At 70.5% G+C, this 19,945-nt stretch carries 22 protein-coding genes and 4 tRNA genes; 9 read left to right on the top strand and 17 right to left on the bottom strand.

The window, feature by feature from the left end; translation table 11 throughout:
• Window positions 1-122: 122 nt before the first annotated feature.
• From ACFC0Z_RS31715 to ACFC0Z_RS31690, 6 genes are all read right to left on the bottom strand, one after another.
• Complete coding sequence (locus ACFC0Z_RS31715; RefSeq protein ID WP_376445309.1) at window positions 123-1,049, bottom strand: hypothetical protein; 927 nt, start codon at window positions 1,047-1,049, stop codon at window positions 123-125.
• Between the two features lie 119 nt (window positions 1,050-1,168).
• The gene (gene rplA / locus ACFC0Z_RS31710; protein WP_189800408.1) at window positions 1,169-1,897 is read right to left on the bottom strand and encodes a 50S ribosomal protein L1; all 729 of its coding nucleotides are present in this window, start codon (window positions 1,895-1,897) and stop codon (window positions 1,169-1,171) included.
• A gap of 80 nt (window positions 1,898-1,977) precedes the next feature.
• A complete protein-coding gene (gene rplK / locus ACFC0Z_RS31705; RefSeq protein WP_137993976.1) occupies window positions 1,978-2,412 on the bottom strand; it encodes a 50S ribosomal protein L11 in 435 nt (144 codons plus the stop codon).
• Window positions 2,413-2,570: 158 nt separating this feature from the next.
• Window positions 2,571-3,476: a transcription termination/antitermination protein NusG gene (nusG, locus tag ACFC0Z_RS31700; protein ID WP_376445305.1), complete on the bottom strand. Its 906-nt coding sequence runs from the start codon at window positions 3,474-3,476 to the stop codon at window positions 2,571-2,573.
• Window positions 3,477-3,519: 43 nt separating this feature from the next.
• On the bottom strand, window positions 3,520-3,807 hold the full coding sequence (gene secE / locus ACFC0Z_RS31695; RefSeq protein ID WP_376445303.1) for a preprotein translocase subunit SecE: 288 nt from the start codon (window positions 3,805-3,807) through the stop codon (window positions 3,520-3,522).
• 105 nt (window positions 3,808-3,912) lie between these two features.
• Window positions 3,913-3,985: transfer RNA gene (locus tag ACFC0Z_RS31690), tRNA-Trp, on the bottom strand.
• Between the two features lie 206 nt (window positions 3,986-4,191).
• On the opposite strand from ACFC0Z_RS31690, the gene ACFC0Z_RS31685 reads away from it, so the two are divergent.
• The 3 genes from ACFC0Z_RS31685 to ACFC0Z_RS31675 all read left to right on the top strand — a co-directional run bounded on the left by ACFC0Z_RS31685 (window position 4,192) and on the right by ACFC0Z_RS31675 (window position 8,035).
• On the top strand, window positions 4,192-5,415 hold the full coding sequence (locus ACFC0Z_RS31685) for a pyridoxal phosphate-dependent aminotransferase (protein ID WP_376445300.1): 1,224 nt from the start codon (window positions 4,192-4,194) through the stop codon (window positions 5,413-5,415).
• Window positions 5,416-5,541: 126 nt separating this feature from the next.
• Window positions 5,542-6,564 carry an adenosine deaminase gene (locus tag ACFC0Z_RS31680; RefSeq protein ID WP_376445298.1) on the top strand — a complete coding sequence of 341 codons (1,023 nt, stop codon included), beginning with the start codon at window positions 5,542-5,544 and terminating at the stop codon, window positions 6,562-6,564.
• Window positions 6,565-6,679: 115 nt separating this feature from the next.
• A complete protein-coding gene (locus tag ACFC0Z_RS31675; protein WP_376445296.1) occupies window positions 6,680-8,035 on the top strand; it encodes a capsule biosynthesis protein CapZ in 1,356 nt (451 codons plus the stop codon).
• Window positions 8,036-8,131: 96 nt separating this feature from the next.
• Here the strand turns inward: ACFC0Z_RS31675 and ACFC0Z_RS31670 are convergent, their stop codons facing one another.
• The 6 genes from ACFC0Z_RS31670 to ACFC0Z_RS31645 form a co-directional block, all read right to left on the bottom strand.
• Window positions 8,132-9,259: a UDP-N-acetylmuramate dehydrogenase gene (locus ACFC0Z_RS31670; RefSeq protein WP_376445460.1), complete on the bottom strand. Its 1,128-nt coding sequence runs from the start codon at window positions 9,257-9,259 to the stop codon at window positions 8,132-8,134.
• On the bottom strand, window positions 9,256-9,684 hold the full coding sequence (locus tag ACFC0Z_RS31665; RefSeq protein WP_376445294.1) for a MaoC family dehydratase: 429 nt from the start codon (window positions 9,682-9,684) through the stop codon (window positions 9,256-9,258). Before ACFC0Z_RS31665 ends, ACFC0Z_RS31670 begins: the two co-directional genes overlap by 4 nt.
• Before the next feature lie 2 nt (window positions 9,685-9,686).
• Entirely contained in the window at window positions 9,687-10,139 is a 453-nt protein-coding gene (locus ACFC0Z_RS31660) for a MaoC family dehydratase N-terminal domain-containing protein (RefSeq protein ID WP_376445291.1), read from the bottom strand.
• Window positions 10,140-10,239: 100 nt separating this feature from the next.
• Entirely contained in the window at window positions 10,240-10,404 is a 165-nt protein-coding gene (gene rpmG / locus ACFC0Z_RS31655; protein ID WP_003956487.1) for a 50S ribosomal protein L33, read from the bottom strand.
• An 89-nt stretch (window positions 10,405-10,493) separates the two neighbouring features.
• Window positions 10,494-10,566, bottom strand: a tRNA-Met gene (locus tag ACFC0Z_RS31650).
• 46 nt (window positions 10,567-10,612) lie between these two features.
• A tRNA-Thr gene (locus tag ACFC0Z_RS31645) sits at window positions 10,613-10,685 on the bottom strand.
• Window positions 10,686-10,891: 206 nt separating this feature from the next.
• On the opposite strand from ACFC0Z_RS31645, the gene ACFC0Z_RS31640 reads away from it, so the two are divergent.
• Together ACFC0Z_RS31640 and ACFC0Z_RS31635 are read left to right on the top strand one after the other, a co-directional pair.
• On the top strand, window positions 10,892-12,172 hold the full coding sequence (locus ACFC0Z_RS31640) for an amidohydrolase family protein (protein ID WP_376445288.1): 1,281 nt from the start codon (window positions 10,892-10,894) through the stop codon (window positions 12,170-12,172).
• Window positions 12,173-12,174: 2 nt separating this feature from the next.
• Window positions 12,175-12,831 carry an SDR family oxidoreductase gene (locus tag ACFC0Z_RS31635; RefSeq protein WP_376445286.1) on the top strand — a complete coding sequence of 219 codons (657 nt, stop codon included), beginning with the start codon at window positions 12,175-12,177 and terminating at the stop codon, window positions 12,829-12,831.
• 65 nt (window positions 12,832-12,896) lie between these two features.
• Here ACFC0Z_RS31635 and ACFC0Z_RS31630 read toward each other — a convergent pair.
• Window positions 12,897-12,978 (bottom strand) — tRNA-Tyr (locus ACFC0Z_RS31630).
• Window positions 12,979-13,146: 168 nt separating this feature from the next.
• Here ACFC0Z_RS31630 and ACFC0Z_RS31625 point away from each other — a divergent pair.
• From ACFC0Z_RS31625 to ACFC0Z_RS31610, 4 genes are all read left to right on the top strand, one after another.
• Window positions 13,147-13,638 (top strand): YajQ family cyclic di-GMP-binding protein, encoded by a 492-nt coding sequence (locus ACFC0Z_RS31625; protein ID WP_376445284.1) that lies wholly within the window; start codon window positions 13,147-13,149, stop codon window positions 13,636-13,638.
• A gap of 105 nt (window positions 13,639-13,743) precedes the next feature.
• Complete coding sequence (locus tag ACFC0Z_RS31620; RefSeq protein ID WP_376445283.1) at window positions 13,744-14,241, top strand: methylated-DNA--[protein]-cysteine S-methyltransferase; 498 nt, start codon at window positions 13,744-13,746, stop codon at window positions 14,239-14,241.
• Window positions 14,238-14,900: an alpha-ketoglutarate-dependent dioxygenase AlkB gene (locus ACFC0Z_RS31615; protein ID WP_376445281.1), complete on the top strand. Its 663-nt coding sequence runs from the start codon at window positions 14,238-14,240 to the stop codon at window positions 14,898-14,900. The genes ACFC0Z_RS31620 and ACFC0Z_RS31615 overlap by 4 nt, the downstream gene beginning before the upstream one ends.
• Window positions 14,901-14,910: 10 nt before the next feature.
• Complete coding sequence (locus ACFC0Z_RS31610; RefSeq protein WP_376445278.1) at window positions 14,911-16,149, top strand: APC family permease; 1,239 nt, start codon at window positions 14,911-14,913, stop codon at window positions 16,147-16,149.
• Between the two features lie 379 nt (window positions 16,150-16,528).
• Here the strand turns inward: ACFC0Z_RS31610 and ACFC0Z_RS31605 are convergent, their stop codons facing one another.
• From ACFC0Z_RS31605 to ACFC0Z_RS31590, 4 genes are all read right to left on the bottom strand, one after another.
• On the bottom strand, window positions 16,529-16,903 hold the full coding sequence (locus ACFC0Z_RS31605) for a YccF domain-containing protein (RefSeq protein WP_376445276.1): 375 nt from the start codon (window positions 16,901-16,903) through the stop codon (window positions 16,529-16,531).
• Complete coding sequence (gene htpX, locus ACFC0Z_RS31600) at window positions 16,900-17,763, bottom strand: zinc metalloprotease HtpX (protein ID WP_376445273.1); 864 nt, start codon at window positions 17,761-17,763, stop codon at window positions 16,900-16,902. The genes ACFC0Z_RS31605 and htpX overlap by 4 nt, the downstream gene beginning before the upstream one ends.
• A gap of 154 nt (window positions 17,764-17,917) precedes the next feature.
• The gene (gene mscL, locus ACFC0Z_RS31595; protein WP_376445270.1) at window positions 17,918-18,382 is read right to left on the bottom strand and encodes a large conductance mechanosensitive channel protein MscL; all 465 of its coding nucleotides are present in this window, start codon (window positions 18,380-18,382) and stop codon (window positions 17,918-17,920) included.
• Between the two features lie 37 nt (window positions 18,383-18,419).
• Window positions 18,420-19,940: an NADH-quinone oxidoreductase subunit N gene (locus ACFC0Z_RS31590; RefSeq protein WP_376445457.1), complete on the bottom strand. Its 1,521-nt coding sequence runs from the start codon at window positions 19,938-19,940 to the stop codon at window positions 18,420-18,422.
• Window positions 19,941-19,945 lie beyond the last annotated feature (5 nt).

Raw genomic sequence — 19,945 nt, 5'->3', positions numbered from 1 at the left:
ACCTGCGCGGGTCGTCCGCAGTCAGCGGATCCTTCGGCCACCGCACCCGGTAGGGGCACAGCAACGACCAGCGGTCTTTGGCTTCTGTGGAAGAGTACGTGAGGGTGTCCGGTTCGGGCAAATCAGCCCTGGGTGCCCGCCCCGCCGAGGCCCTTCAGCATCTCGAAGAGGTCGAGGGTGTCCTTGGCCGGCGGGGCCTGGACGGCGGCCTTGGTGCCGTAGTCGCTGTAGTCGGCGGTCAGCTTCATCCTGCCCTCGGCCATGGTCATGTCGATGTCCATGCGCGCCGGGTAGCCGTCCTCGTTCACCCAGAGCTCGGTGTCGTAGCCCTTGAAGCCCGCCTTCTTCATGCCCTCGACGAGCTTGGCGTGGTCTTCCTTGGAGAGCAGCTTGGACGTGTCGTTCGCCTTGAGCATCTGCTCCAGGGTGAGCGTGCCCTTGTAGTGCTGGGTCTCCATGCCGTTGATCTTTTCGGCTCCGACGTGCTTCACGTCCGGGGAGTCGAGGAGCAGGGCGAGCTGCTGGGCCGGGTCCTGGTTCATGTTGTCCAGGCCGCCGGTCAGCTGCTTCTGGAGCCCCTTGTCACCGGCGAGCTCGCCCGCGGCCTTCAGGTCCAGCTTCATCCAGCGCTTGCCGTCCATCTCGGAGGCCAGCTTGGTCCCCATGTCGACGTACATGACCTGGTCGAGCATGACCATGCGCATCTGCTCGGGCATGTCCGCGCCCGCACCGGCGCCCGCGCCGGCGCCCGCGAGAGCCGAGCCCTTCATGGTGAAGTCCATGACGGCGGGGTCCCAGCCCTGCACGCCGGTCATCTCGGTGGTGCCGGACTCCGCGCCGGCGCCTTCCATGGTCATCGTCATCTTGACCTTGGCCGCCTTGGCCGCCGAGGTCTTCTCGTACGCGGCCGTGATGACCTTCGTGACGTCACCGTGGTCGTTCGTCTTCGGCGCGGCCTTCGCGTCGCCGTCCTGACAGCCCGCGACGCCGGTCACCACGGCCACGGCCGTCAGGGCCACACCGGCGCGCTTCCAAGCGGTCTTGTTCATGAGCGTCCCCACCCGTTTGGTCCAGTTTTCTTTACGGTCTCTTGAACCGTAACAAGAAGCCGGCCCCGCACCTCCGGAGAGGTGCGGGGCCGGCTGACCACTCAGCGAACCGGTGAGGTTCAGACCGCGGCCGGGTCCTCCTCGACGAGGAGGTTACGGGTGCGGTTGGAGTCCAGCGGGATGCCGGGGCCCATCGTGGTGGAGAGGGCGGCCTTCTTGATGTAGCGGCCCTTGGCGGCGGACGGCTTCAGACGGAGGATCTCCTCCAGCGCCGCGGCGTAGTTCTCGACCAGCTTCGTGTCATCGAAGGAGACCTTGCCGATGATGAAGTGCAGGTTCGAGTGCTTGTCGACGCGGAACTCGATCTTGCCGCCCTTGATGTCGTTGACAGCCTTCGCGACATCGGGGGTGACGGTGCCGACCTTGGGGTTCGGCATGAGACCACGCGGGCCGAGGACGCGGCCGAGGCGGCCGACCTTGCCCATGAGGTCCGGGGTGGCCACAACGGCGTCGAACTCGTTCAGGCGGTTGCCCTTGGAGATCTCGTCGATGAGCTCGTCGGAACCGACGATGTCGGCGCCAGCGGCAATCGCGGCCTCGGCACGGTCACCGGTCGCGAAGACCAGGACCCGGGCGGTCTTGCCGGTGCCGTGCGGGAGGTTCACGGTGCCGCGGACCATCTGGTCGGCCTTGCGCGGGTCGACACCCAGGCGGAAGGCGACCTCGACGGTGCCGTCGAACTTCGTGGCGGCGGTCTCCTTCGCGAGGCGAACGGCCTCGAGGGGAGCGTAGAGCCGCTCGCGGTCGATCTTGGCGTCCGCGGAGCGGAGAGCCTTGCTGCGCTTCACTGCTTCTCCTGTGGTTCAGGGGTGGAGTCGTGGTGCGGGCCGCGCCGGCCCTACCACTAGAGGTCAAACGGGGGGGGTGATCAGCCCTCGACCGTGATGCCCATGGAACGGGCGGTGCCGGCGATGATCTTGGACGCGGCGTCCAGGTCATTGGCGTTGAGGTCGGGGAGCTTGACCGTGGCGATCTCGCGGACCTGGGCGGCCGTGAGCTTGGCAACCTTGGTCTTGTGCGGCTCGCCGGAGCCCTTCTCCACACCCGCGGCCTTGAGGATCAGCTTGGCGGCCGGCGGAGTCTTGGTGATGAAGGTGAAGGAACGGTCCTCGTAGACCGTGATCTCCACCGGCACGACCATGCCACGCTGCGACTCGGTCGCGGCGTTGTAGGCCTTGCAGAACTCCATGATGTTGACGCCGTGCTGACCGAGCGCGGGGCCGACCGGCGGGGCCGGGTTGGCCGCACCGGCGTTGATCTGGAGCTTGATAAGCCCCGTGACCTTCTTCTTCTTGGGAGGCATTGCTCTCTCCGGGTCCTAGTGAGAGTGTTCAGCCCGCCTTCCGGTCATCCGGATGCAGGCATACCGCACAACGATAACGGGTATAGACGTGCGGCTAAAAACCGAGCAGGTCAGAGCGGCTGCGAGAGCCCCTCTGACCTGCTCGGAAGACGGTGAGATCAGTTCTTCTGGATCTGGTCGAAGCTCAGCTCGACCGGGGTCTCGCGACCGAAGATCTCGACGAGGCCCTTGACCTTCTTCGAGTCCGGGTTGATCTCGTTGATCGTGGCCTGGAGCGTCGCGAAGGGACCGTCGGTGACGGTGACCGAGTCGCCGACCTCGAAGTCGAGGACCTGGACCTCCAGCTTGCGGGCCGGAGCCGGCTTGCCCTCGGCTTCGGCGGCCTCGCGGGCGGCCTTCTCCTCGGCCTCCGGGGCGAGCATCTTGACGATCTCGTCCAGGGTCAGCGGGTACGGGTCGTAGGCGTTGCCCACGAAGCCGGTGACGCCGGGCGTGTTGCGAACGACACCCCAGGACTCGTTCGTCAGGTCCATGCGGACGAGAACGTAGCCGGGGAGCTTGTTCTGCTTGACGTTCTTCCGCTCGCCGCCCTTGATCTGGACGATCTCTTCCTCGGGGACCTCGGCCTGGTAGATGAAGTCCTCGACGTTGAGCGAGACGGCACGCTGCTCGAGGTTGGCCTTCACGCGCTTCTCGTAGCCCGCGTAGGTGTGGATGACGTACCACTCGCCGGGGAGCGTGCGCAGCTCCTCGCGGAGCGCGGCGATCGGGTCGACCGGGGCGGCCGGCTCGGCCTCCTCCTCGGCGTCCTCGTCCTCGTCCTCGGTGTCGGCGTCCTCGACGTCCTCGTCCTCGGACTCGTCGTCGCCCTCGTCCTCGGCGTCGACGTCCTCGACAGCCTCGATCTCGGCGTCGGCGTCCTCGTCGGACTCCTCGACGGCCTCGATCAGGATGTCGTCTGCAGCGTCAGCGTCGGCCGGGTCCTCGTCGGCGGCCTCGACGATGTCCAGCTCGTCCTCGACGGACTCGGACTCGAAGGCGTCGTTCAGGTTCGCGTCAGACACGGTGGCTGCTTCTTCCTGCGATACAGATGGGTGGAACAAAAAGTCAGCCGAAGACGTACTTGACTGCTTCCTGGAAGCCATAGTCAATCACGGTGACGAGGCCGATCATGATGACGACGAAGACAATCACCACGGTGGTGTACGACGTCAGCTGGCTGCGAGTGGGCCAGACGACCTTGCGGAGCTCCGCGATGATCTGGCGGTAGAAGAGCGCGAGGCGGGCCAGAGGGCCCTTCTTGCCGCGCTTGCCGCCCTTACGGGCCTTCTTCTTCGACTCGGAGGCCGCGTCTTCGGCATCAGGCATGTCGATGGAGCCTACGGCGTCCGTCACGATCTCTCACCTGATTCCGGGTCGGCCGTGCCGCGCCCGGGTGGAGCCGCACGGCGGTGCAATGAAGTACGTACACATGCGCACAACACCTGGCGGTGTGTGTAGCAGGGCCGGAGGGACTTGAACCCCCAACCGCCGGTTTTGGAGACCGGTGCTCTACCAATTGAGCTACGACCCTTTGTTGATGCCCCTCAACCTACCGCATCGTGAGATGTGGTCGGTGCGGGCCAACGAGGAGTGAGCATACGCGGTGATGGGGGCTCACGTCGAACAGAAACCGCGCCGACCTGCTCTCGGACGGGCGTACGACCGGGAATGACCGTTCCTGTCCGGTCCGTGAAACCCGTGTCCCGGGGCCGTATCCGGTCTGGGACGATGGGCCGTATGAGCGCTGCTACCCCTCCCACCGAGCGTCGGGTCTCCGCACGCATCGGTGCGATCTCCGAGTCCGCCACCCTCGCCGTCGACGCCAAGGCCAAGGCCCTCAAGGCCGCCGGGCGCCCGGTGATCGGCTTCGGTGCCGGCGAGCCCGACTTCCCGACCCCCGACTACATCGTCGAGGCGGCCGTCGAGGCCTGCAAGAACCCGAAGTTCCACCGCTACACGCCGGCCGGCGGTCTGCCCGAGCTGAAGGCCGCGATCGCCGCCAAGACGCTCCGCGACTCCGGTTACGAGGTCGACGCCTCCCAGGTCCTGGTGACCAACGGCGGCAAGCAGGCGATCTACGAGGCCTTCGCCGCGATCCTCGACCCGGGCGACGAGGTCATCGTCCCGGCGCCGTACTGGACCACGTACCCCGAGTCGATCCGCCTCGCGGGCGGTGTCCCGGTCGAGGTCGTGGCCGACGAGACCACCGGCTACCGGGTCTCGGTGGAGCAGCTGGAGGCGGCGCGCACGGAGAAGACCAAGGTCGTCCTCTTCGTCTCCCCGTCCAACCCGACCGGCGCGGTCTACTCCGAGGCCGACGCCGAGGCGATCGGCCGCTGGGCCGCCGAGCACGGTCTGTGGGTCCTGACGGACGAGATCTACGAGCACCTGGTCTACGGCGACGCGAAGTTCACCTCGCTGCCGGCGATCGTGCCCGAGCTGCGCGACAAGTGCATCGTGGTCAACGGCGTGGCGAAGACGTACGCGATGACGGGCTGGCGCGTCGGGTGGATCGTGGGCCCGAAGGACGTCGTGAAGGCCGCGACGAACCTCCAGTCGCACGCCACGTCCAACGTGAGCAACGTCGCGCAGGTCGCCGCGCTCGCCGCCGTCTCGGGCAACCTGGACGCCGTCGCGGAGATGCGGACGGCCTTCGACCGCCGCCGCCAGACGATCGTGCGCATGCTGAACGAGATCGAGGGCGTGTACTGCCCGACCCCCGAGGGCGCGTTCTACGCGTACCCGTCGGTGAAGGGCCTGCTCGGCAAGGAGATCCGCGGCAAGCGCCCGGAGACCTCCGTGGAGCTCGCCGCCCTGATCCTGGACGAGGCCGAGGTCGCGGTCGTCCCGGGCGAGGCCTTCGGCACGCCGGGCTACCTGCGTCTCTCGTACGCGCTGGGTGACGAGGACCTCGTCGAGGGCGTGTCCCGGATCCAGAAGCTGCTGGCGGAAGCCAAGTAGCACGAGTCGCTCACGGCTCACGGGCCCCCGGTTCTTCGGAGCCGGGGGCTCGTTTTTACGTTCGGGCAAGGTACCGATAGGGAAAACGGACTGTTCTCGTCCATTCGGGTGCGGCAGGATCGGCCAATGGAGCACGTTTACCGCGACCTCAGCGCCCTGCCCAAGGCCCATCTGCATCTGCACTTCACCGGATCGATGCGGCCCACGACGCTCATCGAGCTGGCCGACAAGTACGGCGTCCGCCTCCCGGAGGCCCTGAGCAGCGGTACGCCCCCGAAGCTGCGGGCGACCGACGAGCGCGGCTGGTTCCGCTTCCAACGCCTCTACGACATCGCGCGCTCCTGCCTGCGCGAGCCCGACGACATCCGGCGCCTGGTCCGCGAGGCGGCCGAGGAGGACGTCAGGGACGGTTCGGGGTGGCTGGAGATCCAGGTCGACCCGACCTCGTACGCGCCGCTGCTCGGCGGTCTCATCGCGGCGATGGAGATCATCCTCGACGCGGTCGACGCGGCCTCCCGCGACACCGGGCTCGACATGCGGGTGGTCGTCGCGGCGAACCGCATGAAGCACCCGCTGGACGCGCGGACCCTCGCGCGGCTCGCGGTGCGGTACGCGGACCGGGGCGTCGTCGGCTTCGGGCTCTCCAACGACGAGCGGCGCGGCATGGCCCGCGACTTCGACCGGGCCTTCGCGATCGCCCGGGACGGCGGTCTGCTCGCGGCCCCGCACGGCGGCGAACTGACGGGCCCGTCCTCGGTACGGGACTGCCTGGACGACCTGGGGGCGACCCGGGTCGGCCACGGCGTCCGCTCGGCGGAGGACCCCCGGCTGCTGCGGAAGCTCGCGGAGCGCGGGGTGACCTGTGAGGTCTGCCCCGCCTCCAACGTGGCCCTCGGGGTGTACGAGAAGCACGAGGACGTACCGCTGCGGACGCTCTTCGAGGCGGGGGTGCCGATGGCCCTGGGCGCGGACGACCCGCTCCTCTTCGGCTCGCGGCTCGCGGCCCAGTACGAGATCGCCCGCCGCCACCACGCCTTCACGGACGAGGAGCTGGCGGAACTGGCCCGTCAGTCGGTGCGGGGTTCGGCGGCCCCGGAGGACGTACGGGCGAAGCTGCTTGCGGGGATCGACGGCTGGCTCGCCACCTGAGGGTCATATGATTGCCACTTCATTGACTGTGAACCGTCGTCCTCATCGACGCGCACCGCCGCCGGCCGCGACCGGCGACCGGCCCACCGGAGGGCGCTCGGAGACGGGAGCGAGAATGACATCTGGAGCCGTCGAAAACGCCGACGTGCCGGCGGAGGCCCTGCAAGCGGAGATCGCGCGCCTCGACCGCCGCGTCGCCGAGCTGGAGGCGGAGCGCCGCAAGCACGCGCACAGCTCCGGGTCCCTCACTCTCGATGAATTCCTCGAACCGGTCCGTCTCGCGCGCCGGGGCCTGGACCTGCGGAAGGCGAGCGGGGAGAAGCAGGAGAAGGTGATCAAGGTGGTCCGGCCGTCCGCGGTCACGGTGCCCCTGTCCTCCTCCTTCCGCCGGACGCCGCCGCGCAAGCCGGAGGACCGGCAGCCCGAGTACCTCGAGCAGTTCGACGACCGCACGCTCTTCTACGACGTCTTCCAGTACGGCGACGACGTGCACCTGAGCGGCCCGCCGCTGAGCAACCTCAAGGAACCGCTCAGCAACGGCGCCTGGCGCGTCGACGGCGCCGACGTCACGGGCGACCTCGACCTCCGCGACTGGGGCCGCACGCAGCGCTCGTCGGTCCTGGGCGCCGGTGAGGGCCGCGAGCTCTCCTTCAGCCTGGGCAACGACCGGTTCACCGCGGAGATCGCGCCGAACGAGTCGCACCTCTTCGCCGGGCAGCGCACGATCATCACGAAGTCCAAGGACAACGACCTCGTCTGGATCCAGGACTTCCTGCGCTACTACCACCTCGTGCACGGGGTCACCGGAATCGTCTTCTACGACAACAACTCCACGACCTACACCCCGCAGGACGTCGCCGACGCCATCGCGGAGGTGGACGGGATCACCACGGCCGTCGTCGTGGACTGGCCCTTCCCCTTCGGCCCGCAGGGCGGCCCCAACAAGGTCTGGGACTCCGACTACTGCCAGTACGGGCTCCTGGAGCACGGTCGCTTCCGCTACCTGTCCCAGGCGGCCGGCGTGATCAGCGCGGACATCGACGAGCTGATGCTCGCCGACGACGGCCGGTCGGTCTTCGAGCACGCCGCCGAGTCGGAGACCGGCGTCGTGATGTTCTCCGGCTACTGGATGGCCAAGGCGACGCGTACGCCGATGCCCTCCGACCGCCAGCGCCGCTTCACCGACTACCACCACCGCGCCAAGGGCACGACGACGGTGAAGTGGGCGGCCCTGCCGGCCGTCGTGGACGAGCTGACCACGCAGTGGCGCGTGCACAGCGTCGCGGGCTCGGGCGCCGTGAAGACGGACAAGATCCACCACCGGCACTTCGAGGGTGTGAACAGCGGCTGGCGTTACAACCGCTCCGAGGGCGTCGCCCAGACGGACGTCCACGTCTACGACCCGCGCATGAGCCGCGTCCTGGACATCGTCTTCGGCGAGAAGCCCGAAGACGTCAAGGGCTCCTGGTAAGCCCTGGTAAGCCCTGGTAAAGCATGGACGAGATCCCCGGCGGTGTCCTCACCGCCGGGGATCTCGCGTTGTACGGGGTTGATCCGCCGGACAGCCCTAGAGGCTGACGCCGACCGTCACCGGCTCGTTGACGAGGGTGATCCCGAAGGCGTCCCGGACGCCCGCGACGACCTCGCGGGCGAGCGCGAGGAGGTCCTCGGTGGTCGCCTCGCCCCGGTTGGTGAGGGCGAGGGTGTGCTTGGTGGAGATCCGGGCGGGCCCGGCACCGTACCCCTTGGTGAAGCCGGCCTTGTCGATGAGCCACGCGGCCGAGGTCTTCACGTGCCCGTCGGTGCCCGTGGGGAAGGCGGGCGGGCTGACGTCGGCGCCGAGGCGCTCGGTCACGCGCGTGAGGAAGGTCTCGTACTCCCCCGCCGTGAGGATCGGGTTGGTGAAGAAGGAGCCGGCGGACCAGGTGTCGTGGTCCTCGGGGTCCAGGACCATGCCCTTGCCCGCGCGGAGCCCGAGCACGGTCTTGCGGGCGTGCGCGAGCGGCACGCGGTCGCCGACCTCGACGCCGAGGGCCCGGCCGGTCTCGGGGTAGTTCACCGGCGCGGACAGGCCGTCCGCGTCCTCCAGCTCGAATCGGACGCGCAGGACGACGTACCGGTCGGGCTGGTCCTTGAAGAGGCTGTGGCGGTACGAGAAGGCGCACTCGGCGTTGGTGAGGGTGACCGTCTCGTCGGCGCGCCGGTCGTAGGCGACGACCTCGGTGACGGTGGCGGAGACGTCCTGGCCGTAGGCGCCGACGTTCTGGATCGGGGTGGCGCCCGCGGAGCCGGGGATGCCGGCGAGGCACTCGATCCCGGCGAGCCCGGCCTCGACGGTCCGGGCGACGGCGTCCGTCCAGACCTCGCCCGCGGCGAGCTCCAGGCGCGTGCCGTCGAGGTGGAAGCCGGTGGTGGCGATGCGCAGCGCGGTGCCGTCGAAGCCCTTGTCGCCGATGACCAGGTTGGAGCCGCCGCCGATGATCAGGAGCGGGGTGCCGGTGGCGTCGGCCTCGCGGACGGCCGCGACCACCTCGTCGTCGGTGGTGGCGGTGACGAGCCGGGTGGCGGGTCCGCCGAGCCGGAAGGTGGTCAGGGGCGCGAGGGGGGCGTCTGCGATCTGCTGCACAGGCTCAAGGGTACGGGCCCGCCGCTCGCGCGACGGGCCCGTGAGGTGCGTACGGCGGGCGTACGTCAGGCCAGGCGGACCACGGCCCGGGACATGCCCAGGACCTTCTGGCCGGCGCTCATGGCCGTGATGTCGACCCGCACCTGCTGGTCGTCGAGCTTGGCGGCGACCTTGGCGGAGACCTCGATCTCGGCGCCGACGCCGTCGTTGGGGACGACGACGGGCTTGGTGAAGCGGACGCCGTACTCGACGACGGCGGCGGGGTCGCCGGCCCAGTCGGTGACGACGCGGATCGCCTCGGCCATGGTGAACATGCCGTGGGCGATGACGTCCGGCAGGCCGACCTCGACCGCGAACTTCTCGTTCCAGTGGATCGGGTTGAAGTCCCCGGAGGCACCGGCGTACTGGACGAGCGTGGCGCGCGTCACGGGGAACGTGCGCGCGGGCAGCTCGGTGCCGACCTCGACCTCGTCGTAGGCGATCTTCGCGGTCATGGTCAGGCCTCCTCGGGCGCGCGGGAGACGAGCTTGGTCCAGGCGGTCACGACGTGCTCGCCGGTCTCGTCGTGGACCTCGCCGCGGATGTCCAGGATGTCGTTGCCGGCGAGGGACTTGATCGCCTCGATGGTGGAGGTGACCGAGAGCCGGTCCCCGGCGCGGACGGGCCGGGTGTAGGCGAACTTCTGGTCGCCGTGGACGACGCGGCTGTAGTCGAGACCCAGCTGCGGGTCCTCGATGACGGCGCCGGCCGCCTTGAAGGTGATGGCGAACACAAAAGTCGGCGGGGCGATCACATCGGGGTGACCGAGTTCCTTGGCCGCCTCCTGATCGATGTACGCGGGATTCGCGTCACCGATCGCCTCGGCGAATTCGCGGATCTTCTCGCGGCCGACCTCGTAGGGCGCGGTGGGCGGATAGGTCCGGCCCACGAAGGACTGGTCGAGCGCCATGGACTCGATACCTCCTGCTGGATCTGTGCGACTGGCGACGTGCTGCGACAAACGACACGAGGCCGCCCCCGAGTGGGGACGGCCTCGTGTACGAGCCTGATTAACGCGTCTCGCGGTGCGCGGTGTGCGAGTTGCAGCGAGGGCAGTGCTTCTTCATCTCAAGACGGTCCGGGTTGTTACGCCGGTTCTTCTTGGTGATGTAGTTCCGCTCCTTGCACTCCACGCAGGCCAGCGTGATCTTCGGGCGGACGTCGGTGGCAGCCACGTGAGTGCTCCTTGACGGACGGATAGGATGGATTAACGCATGAAAGAGTAGCCGATCGCAGGACCGACCCCACAATCGGCTACCGTGTGTAGCGGTGACCGGACTTGAACCGGTGACACAGCGATTATGAGCCGCTTGCTCTACCGACTGAGCTACACCGCTTTGATGATCCGGATCCCCGCCCGAAGGCGGGGGCCCTTCTCACCAGAGCCCCAATACGGAATCGAACCGTAGACCTTCTCCTTACCATGGAGACGCTCTACCGACTGAGCTATTGGGGCGAGCGAGGAAGACATTACACGGTCTCCGGCCCATCACCCAAATCCGTTTCCCCGAGGCCCCTCGACGGCCCTCACCAGGCGTCCCGTAGGCCACACGTGGACTCGCCGGTACGACTTTTGCGCTCCTCCTCGAAGGCGGGTCCGAGCGCCCCTAGGCTCGGGCCCACCCCGCGCGTTCTTGATCTTGAGGAGTCTTGAGGAGCCGGATGTCAGCCGACAGCAAGCAGCCCCAGCCGCCCGAGGACGGGGCCGCCACCACCGCCGACGCGACCACGCTCCTGCTCTCCCACGCCCGCCTCACCGACGGCCGCACGGTGGACGTCCGGCTCGTCGGCGGACGGATCGAGGCCGTCGGCACCGCCGGCAGCCTCAGCTCCTCCGGCCCGCGCGTCGACCTCGCCGGCTATCTCCTCCTCCCGGCCGCCGCCGAGCCCCACGCCCACGCCGACACCGCCCTCTCCGCCGAGACCCCGGGCCCCGTCTCGTACGCCCCCGAGGAGGTCCAGCGGCGGGCCACCGAGGCCGCGCTCCTCCAGCTGGGCCACGGCGCCACCGCGCTGCGCGCGCACGTGCGGATCGGCGACGTCCACGGGCTCGGGCCGCTGGAAGCCGTCCTCCAGGCCCGGCGCTCCCTGCGCGGCCTCACCGACCTGACGGCCGTGGCGGTCCCCCGGCTCCTCACCGGGGTCGCGGGCGCGGACGGGCTCGCGATGCTGCGGGACGCGGTGAAGATGGGCGCCGGGGTCGTCGGCGGCTGCCCGGACCTCGACCCCGATCCGGCCGGCTACGTGGAGGCGATCCTGGAGATCGCGGCCGAGCACGGCTGCCCGGTGGACCTGCACACGGACGGGAACGACCCGGCCAGGCTCGCGCGGCTCGCGGCGATGGCCGGCGGGCTGCGGCCCGGCGTGACGATCGGGCCCTGCGGCGCCCTCGGGCGGCTTCCGGGGGACGTGGCACGGCGGGCGGCCGACCAGCTGGCGGCGGCCGGGGTGACGGTGGTGTGCCTGCCGCAGGGCGGCTGCGGGGCGACGGAGACGCGCGGCGCGGCGCCGGTCCGGCTGCTCAGGGCGGCCGGGGTGCGGGTCGCGGCCGGCAGCGGGGCGCTGCGGGACGTCTCGAACCCGGTGGGGCGGGGCGATCCGCTGGAGGCCGCGTACCTCCTGGCCTCGCTCGGCGGGCTGCGGCCCCCGGAGGCGTACGCGGCGGTGAGCACCGAGGCGCGGGCGGCCATGGGGCTGCCGGAGGTGCGGGTGGAGGCCGGGTTCCCGGCGGAGCTGCTCGCGGTGCGCGGGGAGCGACTGGCGGGCGTGCTGTCACTGGCGTACAGCCGGATCGTCGTGCACCGGGGACGGGTGGTGGCGCGGACCAGCGCGGTGCGGGAGTACTGCGACTCGGCGGCGGCTCTGGACCTTCCCCGTCAGACGCGACCCGAACGGCCGCCCGAGCCGGGAAGCCCCGGGGCCGGTCCCGTCGTACGGTCGTGAGTATGCGCATCGTCATCGCTGGAGGACACGGTCAGATCGCCCTGCGCCTGGAGAGGATCCTCGCCACGGGCGGGCACGAGGTCGCCGGGATCATCCGGCGGCAGGAGCAGGGGGACGACCTACGGGAGGCGGGCGCGGAGCCCGTCGTCCTGGACCTGGAGTCGGCCTCGGTGGAGATGGTCGCGGCCGTCCTCCAGGGCGCCGACGCGGCCGTCTTCGCGGCGGGCGCGGGCCCGGGCAGCGGGGCGGGCCGCAAGGAGACCGTGGACCGGGGCGCCGCGGTGCTCTTCGCCGAGGCGGCGGAGCGGGCGGGTGTACGGCGGCACGTGGTCGTCTCCTCGATGGGCGCGGACGCGGCGCACGAGGGCGACGAGATCTTCGACGCGTACCTGCGGGCGAAGGGCGCGGCCGACGACGACGTCCGGGGGCGCAAAGGCCTGGACTGGACGATCCTGCGGCCCGGCGCCCTCACGGACGAGCCGGGCACGGGCCGGGTGCGCCTGGAGGCCCGCACGGGCCGGGGCCCGGTCCCCCGCGACGACGTGGCGGCGGTCATCGCCGAACTCCTGGACACCCCGGCGACGGCCGGCCTGACCCTGGAACTGGTCGGCGGCTCGACGCCGGTCGCGGTCGCGGTGAAGGACGTGGCCGGAAACTGACCGCCTCGGGCGTCCCGAGAAACGAGTGAAGGTCCCCGGTGCAAGCACCGGGGACCTTCTTCACGTGGCGACGCCAGGATTCGAACCTGGGTAGGCTAAGCCGACGGATTTACAGTCCGCTCCCATTGGCCACTCGGGCACATCGCCATGGGTTCGTTGTTCGGGAGCCGCTTTCGCGGTGTTCCCTGGCAACGACGTAAACAATACCTGATCCCGGGGGGTGCTTCGCCACCGGATTGATCAGCCGTTCGGGGCGTGGGGAACCCCCTAGGCTTTGGGGGTACCCCACAGCACCCGAACAAGGAGCCACGAGTCATGGCCGACTCCAGTTTCGACATCGTGTCCAAGGTCGAGCGGCAGGAGGTCGACAACGCCCTCAACCAGGCCGTGAAGGAGATCTCGCAGCGTTACGACTTCAAGGGCACCAACGCCTCGATCGCCTGGTCGGGCGAGAAGATCCTGATGCAGGCGAGCGGCGAGGAGCGCGTCCTCGCGATCCTCGACATCTTCCAGTCCAAGTTGATCAAGCGGGGCATCTCGCTGAAGTCCCTGGACGTCGAGGGCGAGCCGCAGCTCTCCGGCAAGGAGTACAAGCTCTTCGCCTCCGTCCAGGAGGGCATCTCCCAGGAGAACGCCAAGAAGGTCGCGAAGGCCATCCGCGACGAGGGCCCCAAGGGCGTCAAGGCGCAGGTCCAGGGCGACGAGCTGCGCGTCAGCTCGAAGAGCCGTGACGACCTCCAGGCCGTGCAGGCGCTGCTCAAGGGCAAGGACTTCGACTTCGCGATCCAGTTCGTGAACTACCGCTGACCCGGTTCTGACGCGTCGAGGCTCGTGTCCGAAAACCGCCAGCCCGAGGCGGGGCGGCCCCGCACACTGGATCCTGAGAGACCCGTGCGGGGAGAGGAACAAGCCATGACCGTGTACGCGTACGTCGACGGCCCCCTGGGCGAGATGCTCCTTGTCGGAGAGCTCGCCGAAGGGGGCCGTGCCGTTCTCCGCTCCCTGTCGCTGCCGGAGCAGAAGGGCGGTGTGGAGGTCGAGGACGGGTGGACGCTCGCGCCCGAGGCCTTCGCGGAGGTCACCGAGCAGCTGGGCGAGTACTTCGCCGGGCGCCGGGACCGGTTCGACCTCCCGCTCGCCGCCGATGCCGGGACCGAGTTCCAGCGGCGCGTGTGGCAGGCCCTGGAGGAGATCCCGTACGGGACGACCGTGTCGTACGGCGACATCGCCCGGCAGGTCGGTTCGAGCGGGGCAGGGGTGCGGGCCGTGGGGACCGCGATCGGACGCAATCCGCTGCTCGTGGTGCGGCCCTGCCACCGGGTGATCGGTGCGGACGGGAGCCTGCGCGGGTACGCGGCGGGTCTTGAGCGGAAGGAACGGCTCCTGGGGCTCGAAGGGGCCCTCGTGTGACGGCTGACGGCCTGTTCCCGCTCGCCGAGGGGCTTCCCACGCGCGCGCGTGCCGAGGTCGCCCCGGGCGCGGTGCACGTGCCCGGATGGCTGCCGTTCGCGCGGCAGCGGGAGCTCGTGGACGCCTGCCGGGAGTGGGGCCGGGGCCCCGCCCCGTACCGGCAGACGGTGCTGCCCGGCGGGGGCGTCATGTCGGTCAGGTCGCTGTGCCTGGGCCGGCAGTGGGAGCCGTACCGCTACCTCGACGCGGTCGGCGTGCCCGTCCCCGGGTGGCTGGTGGAGCTGGGGCGGGCGGCGCTCGTCGAGGCGTACGGGGACGACCTCGGCTTCACCCCGGACACGGCGCTCGTGAACTTCTACGGGCCCGGGGCGCGGATGGGCATGCACCAGGACCGCGAGGAGCGCTCGGCGGCGCCGGTGGTGTCGCTGAGCCTCGGGGACCGGTGCGTCTTCCGGTTCGGCAACGAGGAGACCCGGGGGCGGCCGTACCAGGACGTCGATCTGGTCTCCGGGGACCTGTTCGTCTTCGGGCGGGAGTCCCGGTGGGTGCACCACGGAGTGCCCAAGGTGTACCCGGGGACGGCCGAGCCGGGGCTCGGGCTCGTCGGGCGGCTGAACATCACGCTGAGGGAGACCGGACTGCCCCTGCCGGGGACCTAAGGTTCGGTACATGACAGGAGAACTGCGCCGGTCGCTCGGCGTCTTCGACGCGGTCGTGATCGGCCTCGGTTCGATGATCGGCGCGGGCATCTTCGTGGCGCTCGGGCCGGCCGCCTGGGCCGCCGGGTCCGGCGCAGGGCTGCTCACGGCGCTCGGCCTCGCCGCGGTCCTCGCCTACTGCAACGCCATGGCCTCGGCGCGGCTCGCCGCGATCTACCCGGCCTCCGGCGGCACGTACGTGTACGGTCGCGAACGCCTCGGCTCCTTCTGGGGCTACCTCGCAGGATGGGCCTTCGTCGTCGGCAAGACGGCCTCCTGCGCGGCCATGGCCCTGACCGTCGGCGCCTACGCCTGGCCGGAGCACGCGCACGCGGTGGCCGTCGGCGCCGTCGTGGCCCTGACGGCCGTCAGCTACCGGGGAGTTCAGAAGTCCGCGCTGCTCACGCGCGTCATCGTGGCGGTGGTCCTCGCCGTCCTCGCGGCCGTCGTCACGGTCTCCTTCGACGCCGGGTCCGCCTCCGCCGCCACGCTCGGCGGAGAGCTCGTCGCGGGCGGGGTGCTCCAGGCCGCGGGTTTGCTCTTCTTCGCATTCGCGGGGTACGCGCGGATCGCCACGCTCGGCGAAGAGGTCCGCGACCCGGCCCGCACGATCCCCCGGGCCGTCCCGATCGCCCTCGGCATCGTCCTCGCCGTCTACGCGCTCGTCGCCGTCAGCGTCCTCACCGTCCTCGGCCCCGAGGCCCTGGCCCGCTCCCCCGCGCCGCTCGCCGACGCGGCACGCGCGGCGGACGCCGCCTGGCTCGTACCGCTCGTCACGGCGGGCGCGACGGTCGCCGCGCTCGGCTCGCTGCTCGCGCTGATCCTCGGCGTCTCCCGGACGACCCTGGCGATGGCCCGCGACGGCTACCTGCCGACCGCGCTCGCCGCCGTACACCCACGCTTCCAGGTCCCGCACCGGGCGGAGGTCGCCGTGGGCGCCCTCGTCGCCCTGGTGGCCGCCACGGCGGACCTGCGGGGCGCCATCGGCTTCTCGTCCTTCGGCGTCCTCGTCTACTACGGAATCGCCAACGCCTCCGCCTGGACCCTAGGCGGCCGCAACCGGCTGCTCGCGGGACCGGGACTCGTCGGATGCGGAATCCTCGCGTTCGCGCTGCCGCTGGGGTCGGTGCTGGCGGGCGCGGGGGTCCTCGCGGCCGGGGTCGTGGCGTGGTCGGTCAGCCGGGGGCGGGGGGTGGCGCCGCGGGGGTAGCCGGGTGGGTGGGGCGCCGGTGCCGGTTCCGGTGCCGGGTGGGCAGGCGGGGCGCCTGCGGCGGGCCTTCCCCCACCCCGCCCCTTCCCGAAACCGGGGCGCTGCCCCGGACCCCGCGCCTCAAGCGCCGGCGAGGCTGAGGTGCCGGGGCTCCGCCCCAGGCCCCCGGTCCGCAGACGACCGACGGGCTGAAGCACTCGGGGCTCCGCCCCGGACCCCGCGCCTCAAACGCCGGCGGGGCTGGATTTCAGCCCGCCCGGCGTTTGAGGGCACGGCCGCCAGGCCGTACGGGGGTCCGGGGGCCTGCCCCCGGCTTCGGGAAGGGGCGGGGTGGGGTGAAGGCCCCGCGCAGCGGCCCCCCGTCCCCGCCCAACGCCCATCAACTCGTCGGGACGATTTCCTTGCCCAGCGGCATCAGCGAGACCGGGATCATCTTGAAGTTCGCGATGCCGAGCGGGATGCCGATGATCGTGATGCAGAGCGCGATGCCCGTCGTGATGTGCCCCAGCGCCAGCCACCAGCCGGCCAGGATCAGCCACAGCACGTTGCCGACGCAGGAGGGCGCCCCCGCGTCCCGGCGGTCGACGACCGTCTGGCCGAACGGCCAGAGCGCGTAGAGGCCGATGCGGAACGCGGCGAGGCCGAACGGGATGCCGATGATCGTGATGCAGAGCAGGACGCCCGCGGCCATGTAGCCCAGGAACATCCAGAATCCGCAGAGGATCAGCCATATGACGTTGAGGATGGTCTTCACGGGCGGCGACCTGCCATCTGTTCGAGCCGGGCGATGCGCTCGGCCATCGGCGGATGTGTGGAGAACATCTTGGACATGCCCTTACCCGGGCCGAACGGGTTCGCGATCATCATGTGGCTCGCGGTCTCGATCTTCGGCTCGGGCGGGAGCGGCAGCTGCTTCGTCCCCGCGTCCAGCTTCCGCAGGGCGCTGGCCAGGGCGAGCGGGTCGCCGGTGAGCTGGGCGCCGGAGGCGTCGGCCTCGTACTCCCGGGAGCGGGAGATGGCCAGCTGGATGACCGCCGCGGCGATCGGCCCCAGGATGACGATCATCAGGTAGCCGAGGATGCCGGGGCCGTCGTCGTCGTTGGAGCGGCCGACCGGGATCAGCCAGGCGAAGTTGACGAGGAACATGATCACCGAGGCGAGGGCGCCGGCGACCGAGGAGATGAGGATGTCCCGGTTGTAGACGTGGCTGAGCTCGTGGCCGATGACCCCGCGGAGCTCGCGCTCGTCGAGGATCGCGAGGATGCCCTCGGTGCAGCACACGGCCGCGTTGCGCGGGTTGCGGCCGGTGGCGAAGGCGTTGGGCGCCTGGGTCGGCGAGATGTAGAGCCGGGGCATGGGCTGGCGGGCCTGGGTCGAGAGCTCGCGCACCATCCGGTAGAGCGCGGGCGCCTCGAACTCGCTGACCGGGCGGGCCCGCATGGCCCGCAGCGCCAGCTTGTCGCTGTTCCAGTACGCGTACGCGTTGGTGCCGAGCGCCACGACGAGCGCGACGATCAGCCCCGTACGCCCGAAGAAGCTGCCGATGACGATGATGAGGGCGGAGAGCCCTCCGAGGAGGACGGCGGTCCTCAGCCCGTTGTGCCGGCGGTGCACGGTACGCCCTCCAAGTGGTGCGGCAGGGGAACCCTTTTTGCTGTGGTGATCCTCTGGTGCTCTGGTCCAGTGGACCCTCCCTTCCTGGTCAACGCCAGGCGGGAGGCTCGGGTTCCCCGGCTCGCGGGGGGTGCCGTGTGGGCCGTACGGGTGATCAGCGGGCCGCCGGGACGGCGACCTTCTCCAGGGCGCCGGCACCGACGACGGTGGGCTCGACCTCACTGGTGCAGTGGGCGCAGCGGGTGGCGATGGCCGGGATCTCGGTGAAGCAGCGGGGGCAGTCGCGCTTCTCCGACTTCGGGTCGGCGGCCTCTTCCTTGGCGAACTTGCTCTGGATCTTCGTCATCGGGACGACGATCAGGAAGTACAGGACCGCCGCCGTGATGACGAAGGCGATGACGGCGGCGATGGCCAGACCATACGGGAAGACCGTGCCCTGGACCTTGAAGCTGGCCTCGCTGAAGTCGCCGACCGAGCCGGTCGCCAGACCGATGAGCGGGGTGATGAACGCCTTGCTGAAGCCCGTGACGACGGCCGTGAACGCCGAGCCGACGGCCAGACCGATGGCCATCGAGACGACGTTTCCGCGAAGTATGAAGTCCTTGAATCCGTTCAGCACGGGGTGTTGCTCCTCGGTTCTGCTCTGCGTGGGGGGGTCAGAAAAGGCTGTCCGTCGCGAAGCGGAGGGCGAACTGCGGGTAGCCCGACAGGACGGCTCCGGCGGCGGCGGTCAGCGCGATCGCCAGGGTGACCGGTGCGGACGTCCGGTACGCGCGCGTGGCGGCCGGTTCCCCCTCCGGCGTACGGAAGAGGAGGGCCGTCCAGCGCAGGTAGTAGTACAGCGCGATCACGACGTTGAGGCCCATGACCACGGCCAGCCACCCGAGGCCCGCGTCGACGGCCGCCGAGAAGACGGTCACCTTGGCGAAGAGGCCGATGATACCCGGGGGCAAACCGGCCAGATTCAGGAGGAAGAAGGCGAGCGCGAGGGCCGCGGCGGGGCTGGCCGCGTACAGGCCTCGGTAGTCCGCGAGGCGGTTGCGGGGGTGCGTCCGGGCGACGAGGGCGACGACCGCGAAGGCGCCGAGGTTCACGACGGCGTACATGAGGGCGTACGCGACGGTGGCGCCGATCTGGTCGTCGGAGGAGTACGCGGCGGCGGCGATCGGCACCAGGAGGTAGCCGGCCTGGGCGACGGAGGACCAGGCGAGCAGCCGGACCGCGCTCCACGCGCGCGTGGAGGCCTGCCGGAGGGCGGCCACGTTGCCGACGGTCATGGTGAGCGCGGCGAGGACGGCGAGCGCCGGACCCCACACGTCGGCGTACGAGGGGAAGGCGACGACCGTCACGAGGATGAGGCCGGTGAAGCCGACGGCCTTGCCGACCACGGAGAGGTAGGCGGCGACGGGCAGCGGGGCGCCGACGTAGGTGTCGGGGACCCAGAAGTGGAAGGGGACGGCCGCCGTCTTGAAGGCGAAGCCGACGAGGGTGAGGGCGACGCCCGCCTCGGCGAGCGTCTGGAGCTGGCCGGGGACCTCGTCGAGGCGCTGGGCGATCTCGGTGAGGTGGAGGGTGCCGGTGGCCGCGTACACGAAGCTGACGCCGAGGAGGGTGACGGCGGTCGCGGTGACGGAGGAGAGGAAGAACTTGAGCGCGGCCTCTCCCGACCTGCGGTCGCCGCGCTTGAGGCCGACGAGCGCGAAGGCGGGCAGCGAGGCGACTTCGAGGGCGATGACGAGGGTCGCGAGGTCGCGGGAGGCGGGCAGCAGGGCGGCGCCGGCGGCCGAGGAGAGGAGGAGGAACCAGAACTCTCCGGCCGGGAGCTTCTTCTCGGTCTCCGGCAGCGAGAGCAGCGCCGCCACGAGGGCTCCGGCGAGGACGAGCAGCTGGATGACCAGGGTGAAGTGGTCGGCGGTGTAGCTGCACGCCGTCACCTGGGTGTCGGCGGCGAGGCAGAAGGTCTCGCGGTCGCCGGAGCGCAGCGGGAGAAGGAGCGCGAGGGCGGCGGTGAGGCCGCCGATCGCAATCCAGCCGAGGAGCCGCTTGCGCTCGGGCGGGAGGAAGAGGTCGGCGACGAGGACGACGAGGGCGGCCACGGCCGTGAGGGTCGGGGGCGCGATCGTCAGCCAGTCGACGGACTGGACGAGCGAGGCGTCTGCGCTGGCGAACGTCGTCACTGCGG

The sequence above is a fragment of the Streptomyces sp. NPDC056144 genome, assembly GCF_042264145.1.
Classification (GTDB): domain Bacteria; phylum Actinomycetota; class Actinomycetes; order Streptomycetales; family Streptomycetaceae; genus Streptomyces.
Note: the sequence above shows the minus strand (reverse complement) of the source record. Positions and strands in the feature narration are given on the sequence as shown.

What these genes read in the sequence shown, in the direction of transcription:
- ACFC0Z_RS31680 (WP_376445298.1), top strand. Translation starts at nt 5,542, where the DNA reads ATGGAGCACGTTTACCGCGACCTCAGCGCCCTGCCCAAGGCCCATCTG.
- rplK (WP_137993976.1), bottom strand. Translation starts at nt 2,412, where the DNA reads ATGCCTCCCAAGAAGAAGAAGGTCACGGGGCTTATCAAGCTCCAGATC.
- ACFC0Z_RS31625 (WP_376445284.1), top strand. Translation starts at nt 13,147, where the DNA reads ATGGCCGACTCCAGTTTCGACATCGTGTCCAAGGTCGAGCGGCAGGAG.
- ACFC0Z_RS31610 (WP_376445278.1), top strand. Translation starts at nt 14,911, where the DNA reads ATGACAGGAGAACTGCGCCGGTCGCTCGGCGTCTTCGACGCGGTCGTG.
- ACFC0Z_RS31715 (WP_376445309.1), bottom strand. Translation starts at nt 1,049, where the DNA reads ATGAACAAGACCGCTTGGAAGCGCGCCGGTGTGGCCCTGACGGCCGTG.
- ACFC0Z_RS31660 (WP_376445291.1), bottom strand. Translation starts at nt 10,139, where the DNA reads ATGGCGCTCGACCAGTCCTTCGTGGGCCGGACCTATCCGCCCACCGCG.
- ACFC0Z_RS31675 (WP_376445296.1), top strand. Translation starts at nt 6,680, where the DNA reads ATGACATCTGGAGCCGTCGAAAACGCCGACGTGCCGGCGGAGGCCCTG.
- ACFC0Z_RS31620 (WP_376445283.1), top strand. Translation starts at nt 13,744, where the DNA reads ATGACCGTGTACGCGTACGTCGACGGCCCCCTGGGCGAGATGCTCCTT.
- ACFC0Z_RS31685 (WP_376445300.1), top strand. Translation starts at nt 4,192, where the DNA reads ATGAGCGCTGCTACCCCTCCCACCGAGCGTCGGGTCTCCGCACGCATC.
- ACFC0Z_RS31665 (WP_376445294.1), bottom strand. Translation starts at nt 9,684, where the DNA reads ATGACCGCGAAGATCGCCTACGACGAGGTCGAGGTCGGCACCGAGCTG.
- ACFC0Z_RS31635 (WP_376445286.1), top strand. Translation starts at nt 12,175, where the DNA reads ATGCGCATCGTCATCGCTGGAGGACACGGTCAGATCGCCCTGCGCCTG.
- ACFC0Z_RS31640 (WP_376445288.1), top strand. Translation starts at nt 10,892, where the DNA reads ATGTCAGCCGACAGCAAGCAGCCCCAGCCGCCCGAGGACGGGGCCGCC.